The sequence below is a fragment of the Caulobacter sp. GW821-FHT12F03 genome, from assembly GCF_058806855.1.
The window spans coordinates 158,407-172,518 of record NZ_JBXAQC010000003.1 but is presented as its reverse complement, the minus strand read 5'-3'; the positions used below and the strand labels follow the sequence as shown (position 1 = coordinate 172,518).

Annotated in this window: 14 protein-coding genes; 7 read left to right on the top strand and 7 right to left on the bottom strand. The window is 70.7% G+C overall.

Features of this window, described 5'->3' with window-relative positions:
- Window positions 1–175: 175 nt before the first annotated feature.
- Genes AC1RN0_RS09425 through trpC form a run of 3 tightly spaced genes read left to right on the top strand, consistent with a single transcriptional unit; the run spans window position 176 to window position 2,565 of the window.
- Window positions 176–766 (top strand): aminodeoxychorismate/anthranilate synthase component II, encoded by a 591-nt coding sequence (locus AC1RN0_RS09425; protein WP_492787181.1) that lies wholly within the window; start codon window positions 176–178, stop codon window positions 764–766.
- 3 nt (window positions 767–769) lie between these two features.
- Entirely contained in the window at window positions 770–1,780 is a 1,011-nt protein-coding gene (gene trpD, locus AC1RN0_RS09420) for an anthranilate phosphoribosyltransferase (protein ID WP_492787180.1), read from the top strand.
- The gene (gene trpC, locus AC1RN0_RS09415; protein WP_492787179.1) at window positions 1,777–2,565 is read left to right on the top strand and encodes an indole-3-glycerol phosphate synthase TrpC; all 789 of its coding nucleotides are present in this window, start codon (window positions 1,777–1,779) and stop codon (window positions 2,563–2,565) included. Before trpD ends, trpC begins: the two co-directional genes overlap by 4 nt.
- Before the next feature lie 21 nt (window positions 2,566–2,586).
- On the opposite strand, the gene AC1RN0_RS09410 is transcribed toward trpC, so the two are convergent.
- Window positions 2,587–2,838 (bottom strand): hypothetical protein, encoded by a 252-nt coding sequence (locus tag AC1RN0_RS09410; RefSeq protein ID WP_492787178.1) that lies wholly within the window; start codon window positions 2,836–2,838, stop codon window positions 2,587–2,589.
- A gap of 168 nt (window positions 2,839–3,006) precedes the next feature.
- Here AC1RN0_RS09410 and lexA point away from each other — a divergent pair, with 168 nt between their 5' ends.
- Window positions 3,007–3,708, top strand: coding sequence for a transcriptional repressor LexA (gene lexA, locus AC1RN0_RS09405; RefSeq protein WP_492787177.1), 702 nt, complete (start codon window positions 3,007–3,009; stop codon window positions 3,706–3,708).
- A 268-nt stretch (window positions 3,709–3,976) separates the two neighbouring features.
- Here lexA and AC1RN0_RS09400 read toward each other — a convergent pair whose 3' ends face one another.
- Entirely contained in the window at window positions 3,977–6,124 is a 2,148-nt protein-coding gene (locus AC1RN0_RS09400) for a ComEC/Rec2 family competence protein (RefSeq protein ID WP_492787176.1), read from the bottom strand.
- Between the two features lie 19 nt (window positions 6,125–6,143).
- Between AC1RN0_RS09400 and gltX the strand changes: the two genes are divergently transcribed.
- Complete coding sequence (gltX, locus tag AC1RN0_RS09395; protein WP_492787175.1) at window positions 6,144–7,556, top strand: glutamate--tRNA ligase; 1,413 nt, start codon at window positions 6,144–6,146, stop codon at window positions 7,554–7,556.
- A gap of 61 nt (window positions 7,557–7,617) precedes the next feature.
- A complete protein-coding gene (gene gltA / locus AC1RN0_RS09390; RefSeq protein WP_492787174.1) occupies window positions 7,618–8,898 on the top strand; it encodes a citrate synthase in 1,281 nt (426 codons plus the stop codon).
- 36 nt (window positions 8,899–8,934) lie between these two features.
- Here the strand turns inward: gltA and AC1RN0_RS09385 are convergent, their stop codons facing one another.
- Window positions 8,935–9,888, bottom strand: coding sequence for a TraB/GumN family protein (locus AC1RN0_RS09385; protein ID WP_492787173.1), 954 nt, complete (start codon window positions 9,886–9,888; stop codon window positions 8,935–8,937).
- 110 nt (window positions 9,889–9,998) lie between these two features.
- Here AC1RN0_RS09385 and AC1RN0_RS09380 point away from each other — a divergent pair, with 110 nt between their 5' ends.
- Window positions 9,999–10,304 (top strand): polyhydroxyalkanoic acid system family protein, encoded by a 306-nt coding sequence (locus AC1RN0_RS09380; RefSeq protein WP_492787172.1) that lies wholly within the window; start codon window positions 9,999–10,001, stop codon window positions 10,302–10,304.
- 30 nt (window positions 10,305–10,334) lie between these two features.
- Here AC1RN0_RS09380 and AC1RN0_RS09375 read toward each other — a convergent pair whose 3' ends face one another.
- The 4 genes from AC1RN0_RS09375 to lpxI form a co-directional block, all read right to left on the bottom strand.
- Window positions 10,335–11,516, bottom strand: a complete 1,182-nt coding sequence (locus AC1RN0_RS09375; RefSeq protein WP_492787171.1) for a BaiN/RdsA family NAD(P)/FAD-dependent oxidoreductase — start codon at window positions 11,514–11,516, stop codon at window positions 10,335–10,337.
- A 2-nt stretch (window positions 11,517–11,518) separates the two neighbouring features.
- Window positions 11,519–11,890 carry a hypothetical protein gene (locus AC1RN0_RS09370; protein ID WP_492787170.1) on the bottom strand — a complete coding sequence of 124 codons (372 nt, stop codon included), beginning with the start codon at window positions 11,888–11,890 and terminating at the stop codon, window positions 11,519–11,521.
- Between the two features lie 207 nt (window positions 11,891–12,097).
- The gene (gene lpxB / locus AC1RN0_RS09365) at window positions 12,098–13,276 is read right to left on the bottom strand and encodes a lipid-A-disaccharide synthase (RefSeq protein ID WP_492787169.1); all 1,179 of its coding nucleotides are present in this window, start codon (window positions 13,274–13,276) and stop codon (window positions 12,098–12,100) included.
- A complete protein-coding gene (gene lpxI, locus AC1RN0_RS09360; RefSeq protein ID WP_492787168.1) occupies window positions 13,273–14,112 on the bottom strand; it encodes a UDP-2,3-diacylglucosamine diphosphatase in 840 nt (279 codons plus the stop codon). The genes lpxB and lpxI overlap by 4 nt, the downstream gene beginning before the upstream one ends.

The window sequence follows — 14,112 nt, the reverse complement described above, 5'->3', positions numbered from 1 at the left end:
TCCGACGACCCAGGGCCTGACTGTTCGCCGGGAGTGAGCTGACGGCGCGGCGCCACGGACTGTCCGCACCGTGTGCATGGGTCGTCGGAACAAGTCCGACGATGACGGAAAAGGGGAAGCGGCGCGAGATTGGAACGATGACGGACGGGGGGAATGGCTCTAGAACAACCGCGCCATGATCCTCGTCATCGATAACTACGACAGCTTTACCTACAACCTCGTTCACTACCTGAACGAACTGGGGGCGGAGACGGCTGTGTACCGCAACGACGCCCTGACGGTGCAGGAGGCGCTGGGGCTAAAGCCCGAGGCGGTGCTGCTGTCGCCGGGCCCGTGCGCGCCGGACCAGGCGGGGATCTGCCTGCCGCTGTTGCGCGGCGCCCCGGAAGATTTGCCGATCCTCGGCGTCTGCCTCGGCCACCAGGCCATCGGTCAGGCCTACGGCGGCGAGGTCGTGCGGGCCAAGTCGATCATGCACGGCAAGACCAGCCTGATCCATCACGCCGACAAGGGCGTCTTCAAGGGCATGCCCAACCCGTTCACGGCGGCCCGCTACCACAGCCTGGCGGTGCCGAAAGAGAGCCTGCCCGACGTGCTGGAAGTCACCGCCTGGACCGACGACGGCGAGATCATGGGCTTCCAGCACAGGACCCGGCCGGTGTTCGGCGTGCAGTTCCATCCCGAGTCCATCGCCACCGAGGGCGGCCACCATCTGCTGGCCAACTTCCTCGACCTGGCCGGCGTGAAGCGCGGCGAGACGGTCTAGACCGTGTCCGACGCCTTCAAGCCCCTGCTGAGCCGTCTGGCCGACGGCGCGACCCTGTCCGAGGCCGACGCCGAGGCCTTCTTCAGCGCCTGCCTGCGCGGCGAGCCGACCCCGGCCCAGGTCGCCGCGGCGGTCACCGCCATCCGCCTGCGCGGCGAGACGGTCGGCGAGATCGTCGCCTGCGCCCGGGCCATGCGCCGGGCCGCGGTGAATCTCGACCTGCCCTACGAGACGGTCGACGTCTGCGGCACCGGCGGCGACGGCCTGCACACCCTGAACATCTCCACCGCGGTCGGCTTTGTGGCCGCAGGCGGCGGGCTCAAGGTGGCCAAGCACGGCAACCGGGCGATCACCTCGAAGTCCGGCACGGCCGATGTGCTGGCGGCGCTGGGCGTCAACATCGATCCGGGCCTCGACAAGCAGCGCGCGGCCCTCGACCAGGCCGGCATCTGCTTCCTGTTCGCCCAAGCCCATCACGGGGCGATGAAGCACGTCTCGCCGATCCGCCAGCAACTGGGTTTCCGTACGATTTTCAACCTGTTGGGGCCGTTGACCAATCCTGCCGGCGCGCGGCGGCAGGTGGTCGGGGTCTCGGCCCCGCGCTTCGTCGAACCGATCGCCCAGGCGCTGGGCGCGCTCGGCGCCGTGCGGGCCTGGTCGGTGCACGGCCAGGGCATGGACGAGCTGACCACCACCGGCGAGACCGAGGTCGCCGAGTGGCGCGACGGCGGCGTCCGGCGCTTCCAGATCACGCCGGAAGCCGTTGGATTGCCTCGCGGTTCGCTCGCCGACCTCACGGGCGGAGACCCGGCGTTCAACGCCGCCGCCCTGCGCGACCTGCTGAACGGCAAGACCGGGGCCTATCGCGACATCGTGCTGCTCAACGCCGCCGCGGCCTTCCTCGTGGCCGACACGGTCGAGACCCTGCGCGAAGGCGTCGAGCTGGCCGGGACGGTGATCGACGACGGCCGGGCGCTCAAGGCGCTCGAGACCCTGATCGCGGTGACCGCATGACCGATATCCTCGCGACGATCGCCGCCTACAAGCGCGACGAGGTGGCCGAACGGAAGCGCGCCCGGCCGTTGAGCGAGGTCGAGGCGGCCGCGAAGGCCGCGAGCGCGCCGCGCGGCTTCAAGGCCTCGCTGGAGCGCCATCACGCGCCGGGAAAACTGGCGCTGATCGCGGAAATCAAGAAGGCCAGCCCGTCCAAAGGCCTGATCCGCGCCGATTTCGACCCGCCGGCCCTCGCCCGCGCCTACGAGGCCGGCGGTGCGGCCTGCCTGTCGGTGCTGACCGACGGCCCGAGCTTCCAGGGCGCCGACAGCTATCTGGTCGCCGCCCGGGCGGCGGTCGCCCTGCCCTGCATCCGCAAGGACTTCCTCGTCGACCCCTGGCAGGTGGCCGAAAGCCGGGCACTCGGCGCCGACGCCATCCTGGTCATCCTGGCGATGATTGACGACGACTTGGCCGCCGACCTCATGTCAGAAGCCGCCCGCTTCGGCATGGACGCCTTGGTCGAGGTGCATGACGATGCCGAGATGAACCGCGCCGGCGCCCTGGGCGCGACGCTGGTGGGCGTGAACAACCGCGACCTGCGCACCTTCACCGTCGATCTGGCCATCACCGAGCGCCTCGCCAGGCGGGCGCCGAAGGAGGCCCTGCTGGTCACCGAAAGCGGCCTGTTCACCGCCGCCGACGCGGCCCGGCTGGAAGCCTGCGGCGCCAGGGCGATGCTGGTCGGCGAGAGCCTGATGCGTCAGGCCGACGTGGAATCGGCCACGCGGGCGCTGCTGGGTTAGGCCACCAGCCGACCTTCCGCCCTACCCGGCCCTCACCGCCGCCGGCCGCAGGGATTCCACCTCGCCGGGCGGGCGGACCTTCCGGCCCATGGTCCAGTTGGACTGCATCCGCACCTTGGGATTGGGCGCGCTCCAGATCTCGCCGCTGTCATCCAGCGCCACGACCCAGATCAGATGGTGTTCGGGGCCGTAGTCGATGACGGCGATGGCCTGGCCGGGGCCCTTGCCCTCGACGGTCATGGGAATCGGGCTGTGGAGTTCGGTGAACGACATGGTCTCTCAGGGGCTGGGGTTCCCTTCGAGAACGATCCGCAAGCGCCCGTGTTCCTTGGACTTTTTTCGACATTCCGGCCGTTAACTTGACAGAAACCAAGAACACCTAGAGAACATCCAAGGTTGTTAGCGGTTTGTTCCGCGACAGATTCGCCAGCGAGGCCGGTCATGCTCACCCGCAAGCAGCACGAACTGCTCATGTTCATCCACGAGCGGATCAAGGAGACCGGCGTCTCCCCGTCGTTCGACGAAATGAAGGAGGCGCTCGATCTTGCCTCCAAGTCCGGCATCCACCGGCTGATCACGGCGCTGGAGGAACGCGGCTTCCTGCGCCGCCTGCCGCACCGGGCCCGGGCGCTGGAAGTGACCAAGCTGCCGCAGCAGGCGACGACCTCGGCGCCATCCGGCGGCCGGCAGGCGTTCAAGCCGCAGGTGGTCCCGGGCGACAAGCTCACGACCCCGCCGCCGTCGGCCATCGCCAATGATGTGCGCGAAATTCCGCTGCTCGGCCGCATCGCCGCCGGCTCGCCGATCGAGGCGCTGCAGGTCGAACGCGACAAGATGCTGGTGTCCGAGAGCATGCTCGGCGCCGGCGAACACTATGTGCTCGAGGTCCAGGGCGACTCGATGATCGAGGCCGGCATCCTCGACGGCGACTTCGTGCTGATCCGCAAGACTGACACCGCCCACAGCGGCGAGATCGTCGTGGCCCTGGTCCAGGGCGAGGAAGCCACCCTCAAGCGCCTGCGCCGCAAGGGCGCCTCGATCGCGCTGGAAGCGGCCAACCCCAAGTACCAGACGCGGGTCTATGGCCCCGACCAGGTCGAGGTCCAGGGCAAGCTGGTCGGGCTGATCAGGAAGTATCACTGACGGCCGCCGATATTGCTCCCCACGTCGTGGGGAGCTGTCACGCGGAGCGTGACTGAGGGGTGGCGCTGGGGTACGGCGCCTAGGCGGAACGCAGGCCGGAAGCCATCAGCCCTGATCCGGAATGATGATACGCCCTTAAGGCCTTGATGGAATTGAAGCTCCGGTCGGTCGTCCTGGTCAAGGACGAGCCCTCCGGGCTCGCCGCTGCGCGGCCGCGAAGCGGTCCTTGAGCAGGTCGTCCGCCGGAGCAACACTGGCCGTCAAGACATCAGGGCGGAGTCCGCCGCGCGTCGTCTGACCTGTCTGTCCACGGCCGCCGCCCGCGCACGTCGTTCGCCCAGCGCACCCGCCACCCGTCCCGCGTCCGCCACAGCTCCGCCGCGCCGCCGGCCGCGAAGTCGTCGGCCGTCAGCAGGAACGCCCCCTCGCAGCCGCGCCAGGGCCCCGTCGAGCGCAGCACGACCAGCCGTCCCGGCGCGCAAAGCTCATCGAATTCAGCCGGCTTCGGCGGTTTCTTTCGCGCCCACAGCGCCACGTCCGGCCCTTTGCCCGGCAGGCAGGCGAAGCGGTCGCAGGCGAACAGGGCGTCCCGCGCGGCCTCCGGGTCCTCGGCGATCGTGAGTCCGCGTCGCCGGCTCCACAGATCGGCGGCGAAGCGGCGGGCGTCGGGGCGCAACAGGACGGCCTGACGCTCCACACGCACGGCCGCGGCCGCGCCGTCCGAGGCGATCCACACGTCGGGCGGCGCGGGCCTCGGCCAGACCAGCACCGCCATCGCCATCGGCGCGCCAAGCCAGCGCAGGCGACCCTTCCACAGGCACAGCAGCATGATGCCGAGGAAAGCTGTCGGCAGGGCCGCCGCCGGGCCGCTGGCGATGGTCACCTGGGCGCCGGGCTGGGCGGCGGTCTGGTGCGCCACGGCGGTCATGGCGTCGATGCCCTGCCCGGCGACCCACAGGAACGGCCCGCCCAGCCCCAGCGGCTCCAGCGCCGCGCCGAGCGCCAGGAACGGCATGATGACGAAGCTCGACAGCGGCGAGACCAGCAGGTTGGCGATCAGGCCGTAGCTGGCCATGCGGTTGAAGTGGTGCATGGCGAACGGTCCGGTCGCCAGGCCGGCGACGAAGCTGGCCGCGACGGCCGCCGTCAGCCACAGCGCCGCCGCCTGCGGCGCGCGAATCCACCAAGGAGCAGAGATCTCGCGCACGGTGCGCGGCCAGGCCTCGGCCAGGGCGACCAGCGCCGTTGTGGCGGCGAACGACATCTGGAAGCCCGGCGCGGCCGCGGCCTCGGGCTGCAGGGCGAGAATGATCAGCGCCGCCACGGCCAGCGCGCGCAGGCTGATCGCCTGCCGGTCGACGAGGACGGCGGCGAAGGCCACGGCGGCGGTGATCGCCGCGCGCTCGGCCGGCGGCGGCGCGCCGGACATCACCAGATAGGTGCCCACGGCCAGCAGTCCGGCCAGGGCGGCGATCTTCTTGCCCGGCAGGCGCAGCGCCAGCCAGGGCACGAGGGCGATGCCGAGCCGCACCGCCGCGAACACGAAGCCGCCGACGATGGCCATGTGCAGGCCGGAGATGGAGAGAATGTGCGCCAGCCCCGAGGCGCGCATGTCGGCCGTCTGCTGCGCCGGCACCCAGGCCTCATGGCCGGTGACCATGGCCGCGCCGATGCCGCCGCTGGTCGGGCCCATGCGGGCGACGATGCGCTGCGCCAGCCGCCAGCGGGCGGCATTGACGGCCATCGCCAGCCGCAGCCGCAGGGGCGCGCGCGGCAGCGTCGCCTCAGACGGCGCGCCGAGACTGAAACCGACCCCGCCCACGCGATCGAACCAGGCGTCACGGGCGAAGTCATAGGCCCCCGGGCTGGCCGGCGCCGGCGGCGGGCCGAGCATGGCCAGCACCCGCACGGCCGATCCCGGCGGCGCGGGCGCGATGCCGTCGCGCAGTGTGACCCGCACCCGCACCGGCGTCTCCGCCGGCGCCACGCCCGAGACCCTCACCGGCGCCAGCAGCAGCCGCATGCCGCCGGCGCCGGGGCTCGGCACATCGACCACCCAGCCCTCGATGACCCGCGCGGTCTGGACCGCCGGCGCGATCGGCGCAGCGACGCGATCGGCGCGCCCCTTTCCCGCCAGGAACCCCGCCGCGGCGAAGGCCAGCAGCGTGGCGGCGATCACCGGCGCGCCCGCGCCCCAGCGCCGGGCGGCGAGCACCCGTCCGCCGATCGCCAGCGCGGCCAGGGCCAGCGCCAGCCACAACGGCGGCTCGACCCGCAGGGTCAGGTAACCGGCCGCGCCGAGACCGAACGCCACCGGCGTCCACAGCGTCCAGCGACTGGCCTGCGCGGCGAATTCGGCCCGTAGCGCCGCGAGGCTATGTGCGGCGCGAGCGACCGTGTTAAGAGGCCGCCCCAATCCAGCAGACCCCACCGAGATGTCCGACTCCAAGCCCGTCGTCACCCGTATCGCCCCCTCGCCGACCGGCTCGATGCACATCGGGACCGCGCGCACCGCGCTGTTCAACTACCTATACGCGAAACACACGGGCGGGCGCTTCCTTTTGCGCGTGGAAGACACCGATCGCGAGCGTTCGACCGAGGCCGCCGTGCAGGTGATCTTCGACGGCCTGAAGTGGCTGGGCCTGCCGTTCGACGGCGAGCCGGTGTTCCAGGCGTCGCGCGCTGATCGTCACCGCGCCGTGGTCATGGAACTGCTGGAGGCCGGCAAGGCGTATCGCTGCTGGCTCAGCGGCGACGAGCTCACCGCCGCCCGCGAGGAGGCCCAGGCCGCCGGCCACGCCCTGCGCTCGCCCTGGCGCGACCGCGACCCCGCGCCCGCCGACCTGGCGAAGCCGCACGCCATCCGCTTCCGCGGCCCGAAGAACGGCGACACCGTGGTCCACGACCTGGTCCAGGGCGAGGTGACGTTCCGCAACCGCGATCTGGACGATCTGGTCCTGCTCCGCTCGGACGGGGCGCCGACCTACAACCTCGCCGTGGTCGTCGATGACCACGACATGGACATCACCCACATCATCCGCGGCGACGACCACCTGAACAACGCCGCCCGCCAGAGCCTGCTCTACCAGGCCATGGGCTGGGAGGTTCCGCACTTCGCCCACATCCCGCTGATCCACGGCGAGGACGGGGCCAAGCTGAGCAAGCGCCACGGCGCCACGGCGGTGACCGACTTCGCCGCCCTCGGCTACCTGCCCGAGGCCATGCGCAACTATCTGGCGCGGCTCGGCTGGAGCCACGGCGACGACGAGCTGTTCAGCGACGAGCAGGCCATCGCCTGGTTCGACATCGCCGACGCCAACAAGGGCGCCTCGCGGCTCGACTGGGACAAGCTGAACTTCGTCAACGCCCACTACATCCGGCTGGCCGACGACGCGCGGCTGACGAGCCTCGTCGCCGAGGTGTTCGCCACGCGCGGCGATCCGCTGGACGAGGCCCGCCGCGCCCATGCCCTGCGCGCCATCCCGCTGGTCAAGGAGCGCGCCAAGACCATCGTCGAGCTGGCCGACCAGCTGACCTTCCTGTTCCGCGGCCGCCCGATCCTGCTCGACGACAGGGCGCGCGGCCAGCTGACCGACGAGACCCGCGCCCGCCTGGCGCGACTCACCGCGCTGCTGACGGCGGCCAATGACTGGAGCGCCGAAGCGCTCGAAGCGCTGCTCAAGGCCTTCGCCGAGTCGGAAGCTGTGGGATTTGGGAAGTTTGGCCCCGCTTTGAGGGCGATTCTGACCGGCGGGGCGGCATCGCCGGACCTCGGACGCACGCTTTCCGCCCTTGGCCGCGACGAGAGTCTGGCCCGGATCGAAGACGCGCTTTCGCCTGCCGCGTGAACCGCTATAACCCCTTCAAACGCCCGTTCGGGCCTATGTGTGTCTTCAAGAGGATTCAGGCATGACCGATAAGGCGATGCTGACGATCGGCGACAACAGCTACGAGCTGCCGATCATCAAGGGAACGACCGGCCCGGACGTGGTCGATGTACGCAAGTGGTACGCCGACTCCGACACCTTCACCTTCGACCCGGGCTTCACCTCGACGGCGTCCTGCGAAAGCAAGATCACCTTCATCGACGGCGACGCCGGCATCCTGCTGCACCGCGGCTACCCGATCGACCAGCTGGCCGAGAAGTCGAGCTTCCTGGAAGTCAGCTACCTGCTGCTGCACGGCGAGCTGCCCACGGCGGCCGAGCGCGAAAAGTTCGAGACCACGATCACGCGGCACACCATGCTGCACGCCCAGTTCGACCGCTTCTTCGAGGGCTTCCGCCGCGACGCCCACCCGATGGCCGTGATGACCGGCGCGGTCGGCGCCCTGTCGGCCTTCTACGCCGACAGCATCAACGTCGATGACCCGGTCGAGCGCGAGATCTCCGCCCATCGCCTGATCGCCAAGATGCCGACCATCGCGGCCCGGGCGTTCAAGTACACCATCGGCCAGCCGTTCATCAGCCCGCGCAACGACCTGACCTACGCGGAGAACTTCCTGCGCATGTGCTTCGCCGTGCCGGCGGAGGACTACAAGGCCAACCCGGTGCTGACGCGGGCCATGGACCGCATCTTCATCCTGCACGCCGACCACGAGCAGAACGCCTCGACCTCGACGGTGCGCCTGGCCGGCTCGTCGGGCGCCCACCCGTTCGCCTGTATCGCCGCCGGCATCGCCTGCCTCTGGGGCCCGTCGCACGGCGGCGCGAACCAGGAAGCGCTGGAGATGCTCGAGACCATCGGGACGGTCGACAAGATCCCCGAGTTCATCGAGGGCGTGAAGGCCCGCAAGTACAAGCTGATGGGCTTCGGCCACCGCGTGTACAAGAACTTCGACCCGCGGGCGAAGGTCATGCAGAAGACCTGCCACGAGGTGCTCGGCGAGCTGGGCGTCAACGACCCGCTGCTGGAAGTCGCCATGGAGCTGGAGCGGATCGCGCTCAGCGACCCCTACTTCATCGAGCGCAAGCTTTACCCGAACATCGACTTCTATTCCGGCATCACCCTGCGGGCGATGGGCTTCCCGACCAACATGTTCACCGTGCTGTTCGCCCTGGCCCGCACCGTTGGCTGGATCAGCCAGTGGAAGGAAATGTTCGAGGATCCCGGCCGCAAGATCGGCCGCCCGCGCCAGCTCTACACCGGCGCCACCCAGCGCGACTACACGCCGGTCGACAAGCGCGGCTGATCACGCGGGGACATGTACCGAAGGTAGGTGTCCCCGTTAAGGCAGCACCTCGCCGGGTCCCGCCACGGTCAACCCCTTCGCGCGCAGCTGCTGCAGCACGCCATCCTCGGCCAGCAGGCGGCGCAGGCCGATCACCGCCACCGATTTGCCGGGCTTCTGCAGCGCGGTGGTGATCGCGTTGACGTCGTCCCGCGCCTGTCGCCGCCAGAGCTCGGCGCCGCCGGACAGCAGCAGCAGGCAGCGATCGAAATTGCGCGGCGCGGTCAGGGCGACGGCGACGTCGCCCCGGGCCCAGCCGGCCGCCGATGCGCGCACGCGGGACTCAGGCGTCTCGATGTCGTCCAGGGCGCTGGCGAGACATTGCTGGTGGATCGCCGGCGTCAGGCCGGCGATGGCTGTTCTGGCGAGCGGCACGGCCTTGTACTGCGCCGCGTAGACAACCTTCACCCGGCGCTTCTTCGCCGCCTGGACCACCGCCCCGCGGGTGTAGGTCCACCCCGTCTTGCGCGCCCGGCTGTCGCCGTAGACCAGGGCGCCGGCGACCAGCGGCGTCCAGCCGGCGTAGCGGCTCGCCGTCTGGCCGAGACGTTCCCTCGCGGCCACGAACCGCGCCCGCAGGGCCGGCGACAGACCGGCCTCAAGCGGGGTCTTCGACTTCAGCTGGGCGCGGATCTTCAGCAGGGCCGGCAGATCCCGCAGGCCGGCGGTCACGGACGAGTCCATCAGCAGGGCATTGGCCCCGGTCAGCCGCCGTTCGACCACGCTCCGGTCCCAGGTCACCCCCGGCGGCATCGGGCTCTCCGGCGCGCCGAGAATGTAGACGATGGAGTCGCCGTCCTTGACCCGCCACCAGGCCGGCCCGGGCGCGGCGGCCTGGACGACAAGTTCCTCGACGATGGTCGCCTCGGGGTCGTCGGCAGGCCCCGACGCGGCCCCGCCGCAGGCGATCAGCGCCGCGACCGTCAACGCCAGCGTTCTCAAGACTCGCATATCCACCCGTCCCTGTTCGTGGCCGGATACTGAACGCGATTTTGGGGCTAAAGGGAGGCTCCAATCCGCTGTGACCGGGAGCATTTCCGGTCCCTGTTCGTTGCAGGATCATGGCCAAACCACTCACCGTCTCCATTCCCCACCAGCTCGGCGTCGCCGAGGCCCGCAAGCGCATCGAAACCGGCTTCGCCGAGCTGACAGCGAAACTGCCCGGCAGCGCGGCGAAGATCGACCAGCGCTGGGACGGCGACCGCCTGGTCTTCTCCGCCCTCATCGCCGGCCAGGACATCCGCGGCACGCTCGACGTGCTGGCCGAAGCCGTCCGCATCGAGGTGATCCTGCCCGGCCTGCTCGGCATGCTGGCCGGCAAGATCGGCGGCCAGCTCAAGGACGAAGGCCACAAGCTGCTTAAGTAGTTCTTTTCCCTCTCCCGTTCGGAGAGGAACTTAAGCCACCTGCCCGGCCGCCCAGCCGCTCGACCAGGCCCACTGGAAATTGTAGCCGCCGAGCCAGCCGGTGACGTCGACGCATTCGCCGATGAAATAGAGCCCCGGAACAGCGTTGGCGGCCATGGTGGTCGAGTTGAGGTCGCGGGTGTCGACCCCGCCCAGGGTCACCTCGGCCGTGCGATAGCCCTCCGAGCCCACCGGTTTGACCCGCCAGTGGTTCACCGCCGTATCCAGCGCCCGCAGCACCGCGTCCGGCGTGTCGGCGAGATTGCCGCGCGCGCCGGCGTCCTCGGCCAGCTTCCGGGCCAGCCGGTCCGGCAGGAAGGCCCCAAGCGCGGTATGGACCGCCTGGCGCGGGTTCGAGCCCTTGGCGGCCTTCAGCGCGGCGAAGATGTCGGCCCCCGGGGCCATGGAGACGGCGATCTCCTGCCCCTCGCGCCAGTAGGACGAGATCTGCAGGATCGACGGCCCGCTGAGGCCGCGATGGGTGAACAGCATGGCCTCGGCGAACTTCGTCTTGCCGCTGGCCACCACGGCGTCGACCGCCACGCCGGACAGGTCCTTCCAGCGCTCCAGCAGGCCGACCTCGAAGGTCAGGGGAACGAGCGCGGGACGGGTGTCGATGACGTTCAGCCCGAACTGTCGGGCGATGTCATAGGCCCAGCCGGTCGCGCCCATCTTGGGGATCGACTTGCCGCCCGTGGCCACGACCAGCGCGGCGCAGCCGACCCTAGCGCCGTCCGACAGGGTCAGGGCGAATCCCTCCCCCTCCCGGTCGACCCGCTCGACACCGGTGTTGAGGCGCAGTTCGACGCCGGCCTCGGCCATCTGGTCGGTCAGCATGGTGACGATCTGCATCGCCGAGCCGTCGCAGAACAGCTGGCCCAGCGCCTTCTCATGCCAGGCGATGCCGCGCGCGTCGACGGCGGCGATAAAGTCGCGTGCGGTGTACCGGCGCAGCGCCGACAGGGCGAAGCGTGGGTTCTGCGACAGGAAGCTCTTGGGGTCGGTGTTGAGGTTGGTGAAGTTGCACCGGCCGCCGCCGGAGATGCGGATCTTCTCGCCGGGCGCCTTCGCGTGGTCGACGACCAGCACCGAGCGGCCGCGGCGGCCTGCCTCGACCGCGCACATCATGCCGGCCGCGCCGGCCCCGACGATGACGACGTCGAAGGTCTGCATGGTCAGTCGATACAGAGGGTGGCTTGGGCCTGGCCGCCGATGACCTCGGTGGCGCAGCCGCAGCGGTCGCTGTCGGCCTCGCAATGGGCGGCGACCGGGCCCGGCGCCTTGGGGCTGTAGCCGTCGTCGGCCACGCAGCGGCCGTCGCACTGGCCGCTGTCGGTGCAGGCCTTGCCGGCGTCCCTGTAGGCGATGACGCAGGCCGGCTTCTGCATGCGGCAGACGGGCCGGATCGTCCCGCCGGCGGCCTGGCAGGCGGCCGGATCTGCGGCCAGCGCGACCGGCGTCGGCGACATCGGCGCGGGCGCAGGTCCCGCGACGGGGGTGCAGGCGGCCAGGGCGAGCAGGAGGATGGCGAGGGGGGCGATGCGCATGGGCCGGTTCTACGCCGTCCTGGCCTGCTCGGCGAGCTTTGCGTCGGTTGGAGGGCAAGATCCTCCCCCCTGGGGGAGGTGGCTCGGCGAAGCCGAGACGGAGGGGGTCAGCGCGGCATCGGGGAAGCCCCCTCAGTCAGCCCTTCGGGCTGACAGCTCCCCCAGAGGGGAGCATCCGCAGCGCTGCCGCCGCCGGCATTGAGGGCTTCAAGAGGGCTTCAGCCCCCGCTCCGCGAGCAGCCTGAGCACGGCGTCGGCGGCGGCTTCGGAGGGATCGGGCCCGCCCTTCCCCATCATCTCGAGGGCGGCGTTCTGGGCGGCGATCTGGCCTGTGCGCAGGGCCGGATCGTCGAGGCGTTCGGCGATAGCCATTTCCAGGTTGGCCGGAGTGCAGTCGGCCTGCAGGAATTCGGGGGCGACGAAGGCCCTGGCGGCGATGTTGAACATCGTCACCCAAGGGGATTTGAAGATCAGCTTGAGAATGGCGTAGGTGGCGCCGCCGATGCGATAGGCGACGACCATCGGCGTGCCGGCCAGGGCCAGCTCCGTCGTCACCGTGCCGCTGCAGGCCAGCGCCACCGTGCCGGCGACGAAGGCGTCGTCCTTGAGCTGCTCGTCCTCGATGACATGGGCGCGGAACGGCCAGCCGGCGACCCTGGCGCGCACCGACTCCACCACCGTACCGGCGGCGGGGATGACGACATGCAGGCCGGGACGCGCGGCCTTGAGCCGTTTCACCGTCTCCTCGAACACCGGCATGACGAGCTTGATCTCGGCCGGGCGGCTGCCGGGCAGGACCAGCAGGATGTCCTCGCCCTCCCCCGCCCCGATCGCGGCGCGCAGGCGGGCCGGGTCGGCGTGGGAGAAGTCCTTCGCCAGGGCCGGGTTGCCGACGAAGGTGGTCTTGAGACCCTCCTTCTCGAACCATGGCGCGTCGAAGCTGTGGATCGACAGCAGGTGGTCCACGGAGGCCGCCAGCGTCCTGGCCCGGCCCGGCCGCGTGGCCCAGACCTGCGGCCCGACGTACTTGACCAGCAGCATGTTCGGGAAACGCTTGCGCAGGGCCTGGGCGACGCGGAGCGTGAAGCCCCAGCTGTCGATCAGGATGGCCACGTCGGGCGTCTCGCGCTGCGCCAGCGCGGCCGTGTCGGCCACGCGCTGCACGACGGTCCTGTAGGCGGCCACGGCCTCGAAGATGCCGAGGATCGACAGGCTGGCGATGTCGAACGGACTGTCTATGCCCTCGGCGGCCATGCGGCGACCGCCGACGCCCACCAGGCGCACCTTGTCGCCCAGCCGGGCCTTCAGGGCGCGGGCGAGGCCGGCTCCCAGAGCGTCACCCGAGGCCTCGGCGGCCACCAGCATGACGGTCAGGGGGCGGCTCATTCGTCCTTCGCCTCGACGCCGAGGATGAACAGGCCGAGATCGTCGGCCATGGCCAGCGTCTCTTCTCGGTCGACGATCAGCAGACGCCCCGCCTCGCCGACGATGCCGGCCAGGCCCGCCTGGGCCACGCCGCGCACGGTGGCGACGCCGATGGTCGGCATGTCCACGTCAGCGTGCTGGATCGGCTTGGGCGCCTTGGCCAGCACGCCGCGCGTCGCGCCCGGCACGCCGCGGATGGCTTCGGGCAGCTCGCGCACCCGGCGCAACATGGCGTCGGTGCCCTCCTGGGCCTCGACGGCCAGCACCAGGCCGTCGCAGACGACGGCGCCCTGGCCGATGTCGAGCCGGCCGATGGCGCGGGCCGCGATCAGGGCGCGCTGGATGTCCTCGGCGTGGCGATCGTCGGGCGCGATGGTCCCGAGTCGGCCGAGCGGCAGGGTCATCGACTCGGCGGCCTCATGAGCCCCCTCGATGGCGAAGCCTTCCTTGCTGAACTCGTCGAGCACGGCCCGCAGCAGGGCGTCGTCACCCTTGCGGGCGGCGGCGATGATCGACGGCAGGGCGGCCATGCCGCGCATGTCGGGCTTGAGCTTGCCGAAGTCGGGCCGCGCGACCGTGCCGACGAGGCAGACGGCCTCGCAGCGCTCGCTGCGCAGGGTCTTGAACACCTTGCCCAGTTCGCCGAGGCCGATGTCGGCCGAGGGATGGCCCAGCGTGCCGTCGTCGGCGAAGCCGCGCAGGCGCACGACGAAATAGGGCCGGCCCGTGCGGCGGCAGCGTTCGGCGATTTCAGCCGGCAGGCCCCCGCCCCCGGCGATGATCCCGAGCTTCTTCAC

Coding starts and splice junctions, on each gene's coding strand:
- AC1RN0_RS09425 (WP_492787181.1), top strand. CDS start 176: ATGATCCTCGTCATCGATAACTACGACAGCTTTACCTACAACCTCGTT.
- trpC (WP_492787179.1), top strand. CDS start 1,777: ATGACCGATATCCTCGCGACGATCGCCGCCTACAAGCGCGACGAGGTG.
- AC1RN0_RS09410 (WP_492787178.1), bottom strand. CDS start 2,838: ATGTCGTTCACCGAACTCCACAGCCCGATTCCCATGACCGTCGAGGGC.
- lexA (WP_492787177.1), top strand. CDS start 3,007: ATGCTCACCCGCAAGCAGCACGAACTGCTCATGTTCATCCACGAGCGG.
- gltX (WP_492787175.1), top strand. CDS start 6,144: ATGTCCGACTCCAAGCCCGTCGTCACCCGTATCGCCCCCTCGCCGACC.
- gltA (WP_492787174.1), top strand. CDS start 7,618: ATGACCGATAAGGCGATGCTGACGATCGGCGACAACAGCTACGAGCTG.
- AC1RN0_RS09385 (WP_492787173.1), bottom strand. CDS start 9,888: ATGCGAGTCTTGAGAACGCTGGCGTTGACGGTCGCGGCGCTGATCGCC.
- AC1RN0_RS09380 (WP_492787172.1), top strand. CDS start 9,999: ATGGCCAAACCACTCACCGTCTCCATTCCCCACCAGCTCGGCGTCGCC.
- AC1RN0_RS09375 (WP_492787171.1), bottom strand. CDS start 11,516: ATGCAGACCTTCGACGTCGTCATCGTCGGGGCCGGCGCGGCCGGCATG.
- AC1RN0_RS09370 (WP_492787170.1), bottom strand. CDS start 11,890: ATGCGCATCGCCCCCCTCGCCATCCTCCTGCTCGCCCTGGCCGCCTGC.
- lpxB (WP_492787169.1), bottom strand. CDS start 13,276: ATGAGCCGCCCCCTGACCGTCATGCTGGTGGCCGCCGAGGCCTCGGGT.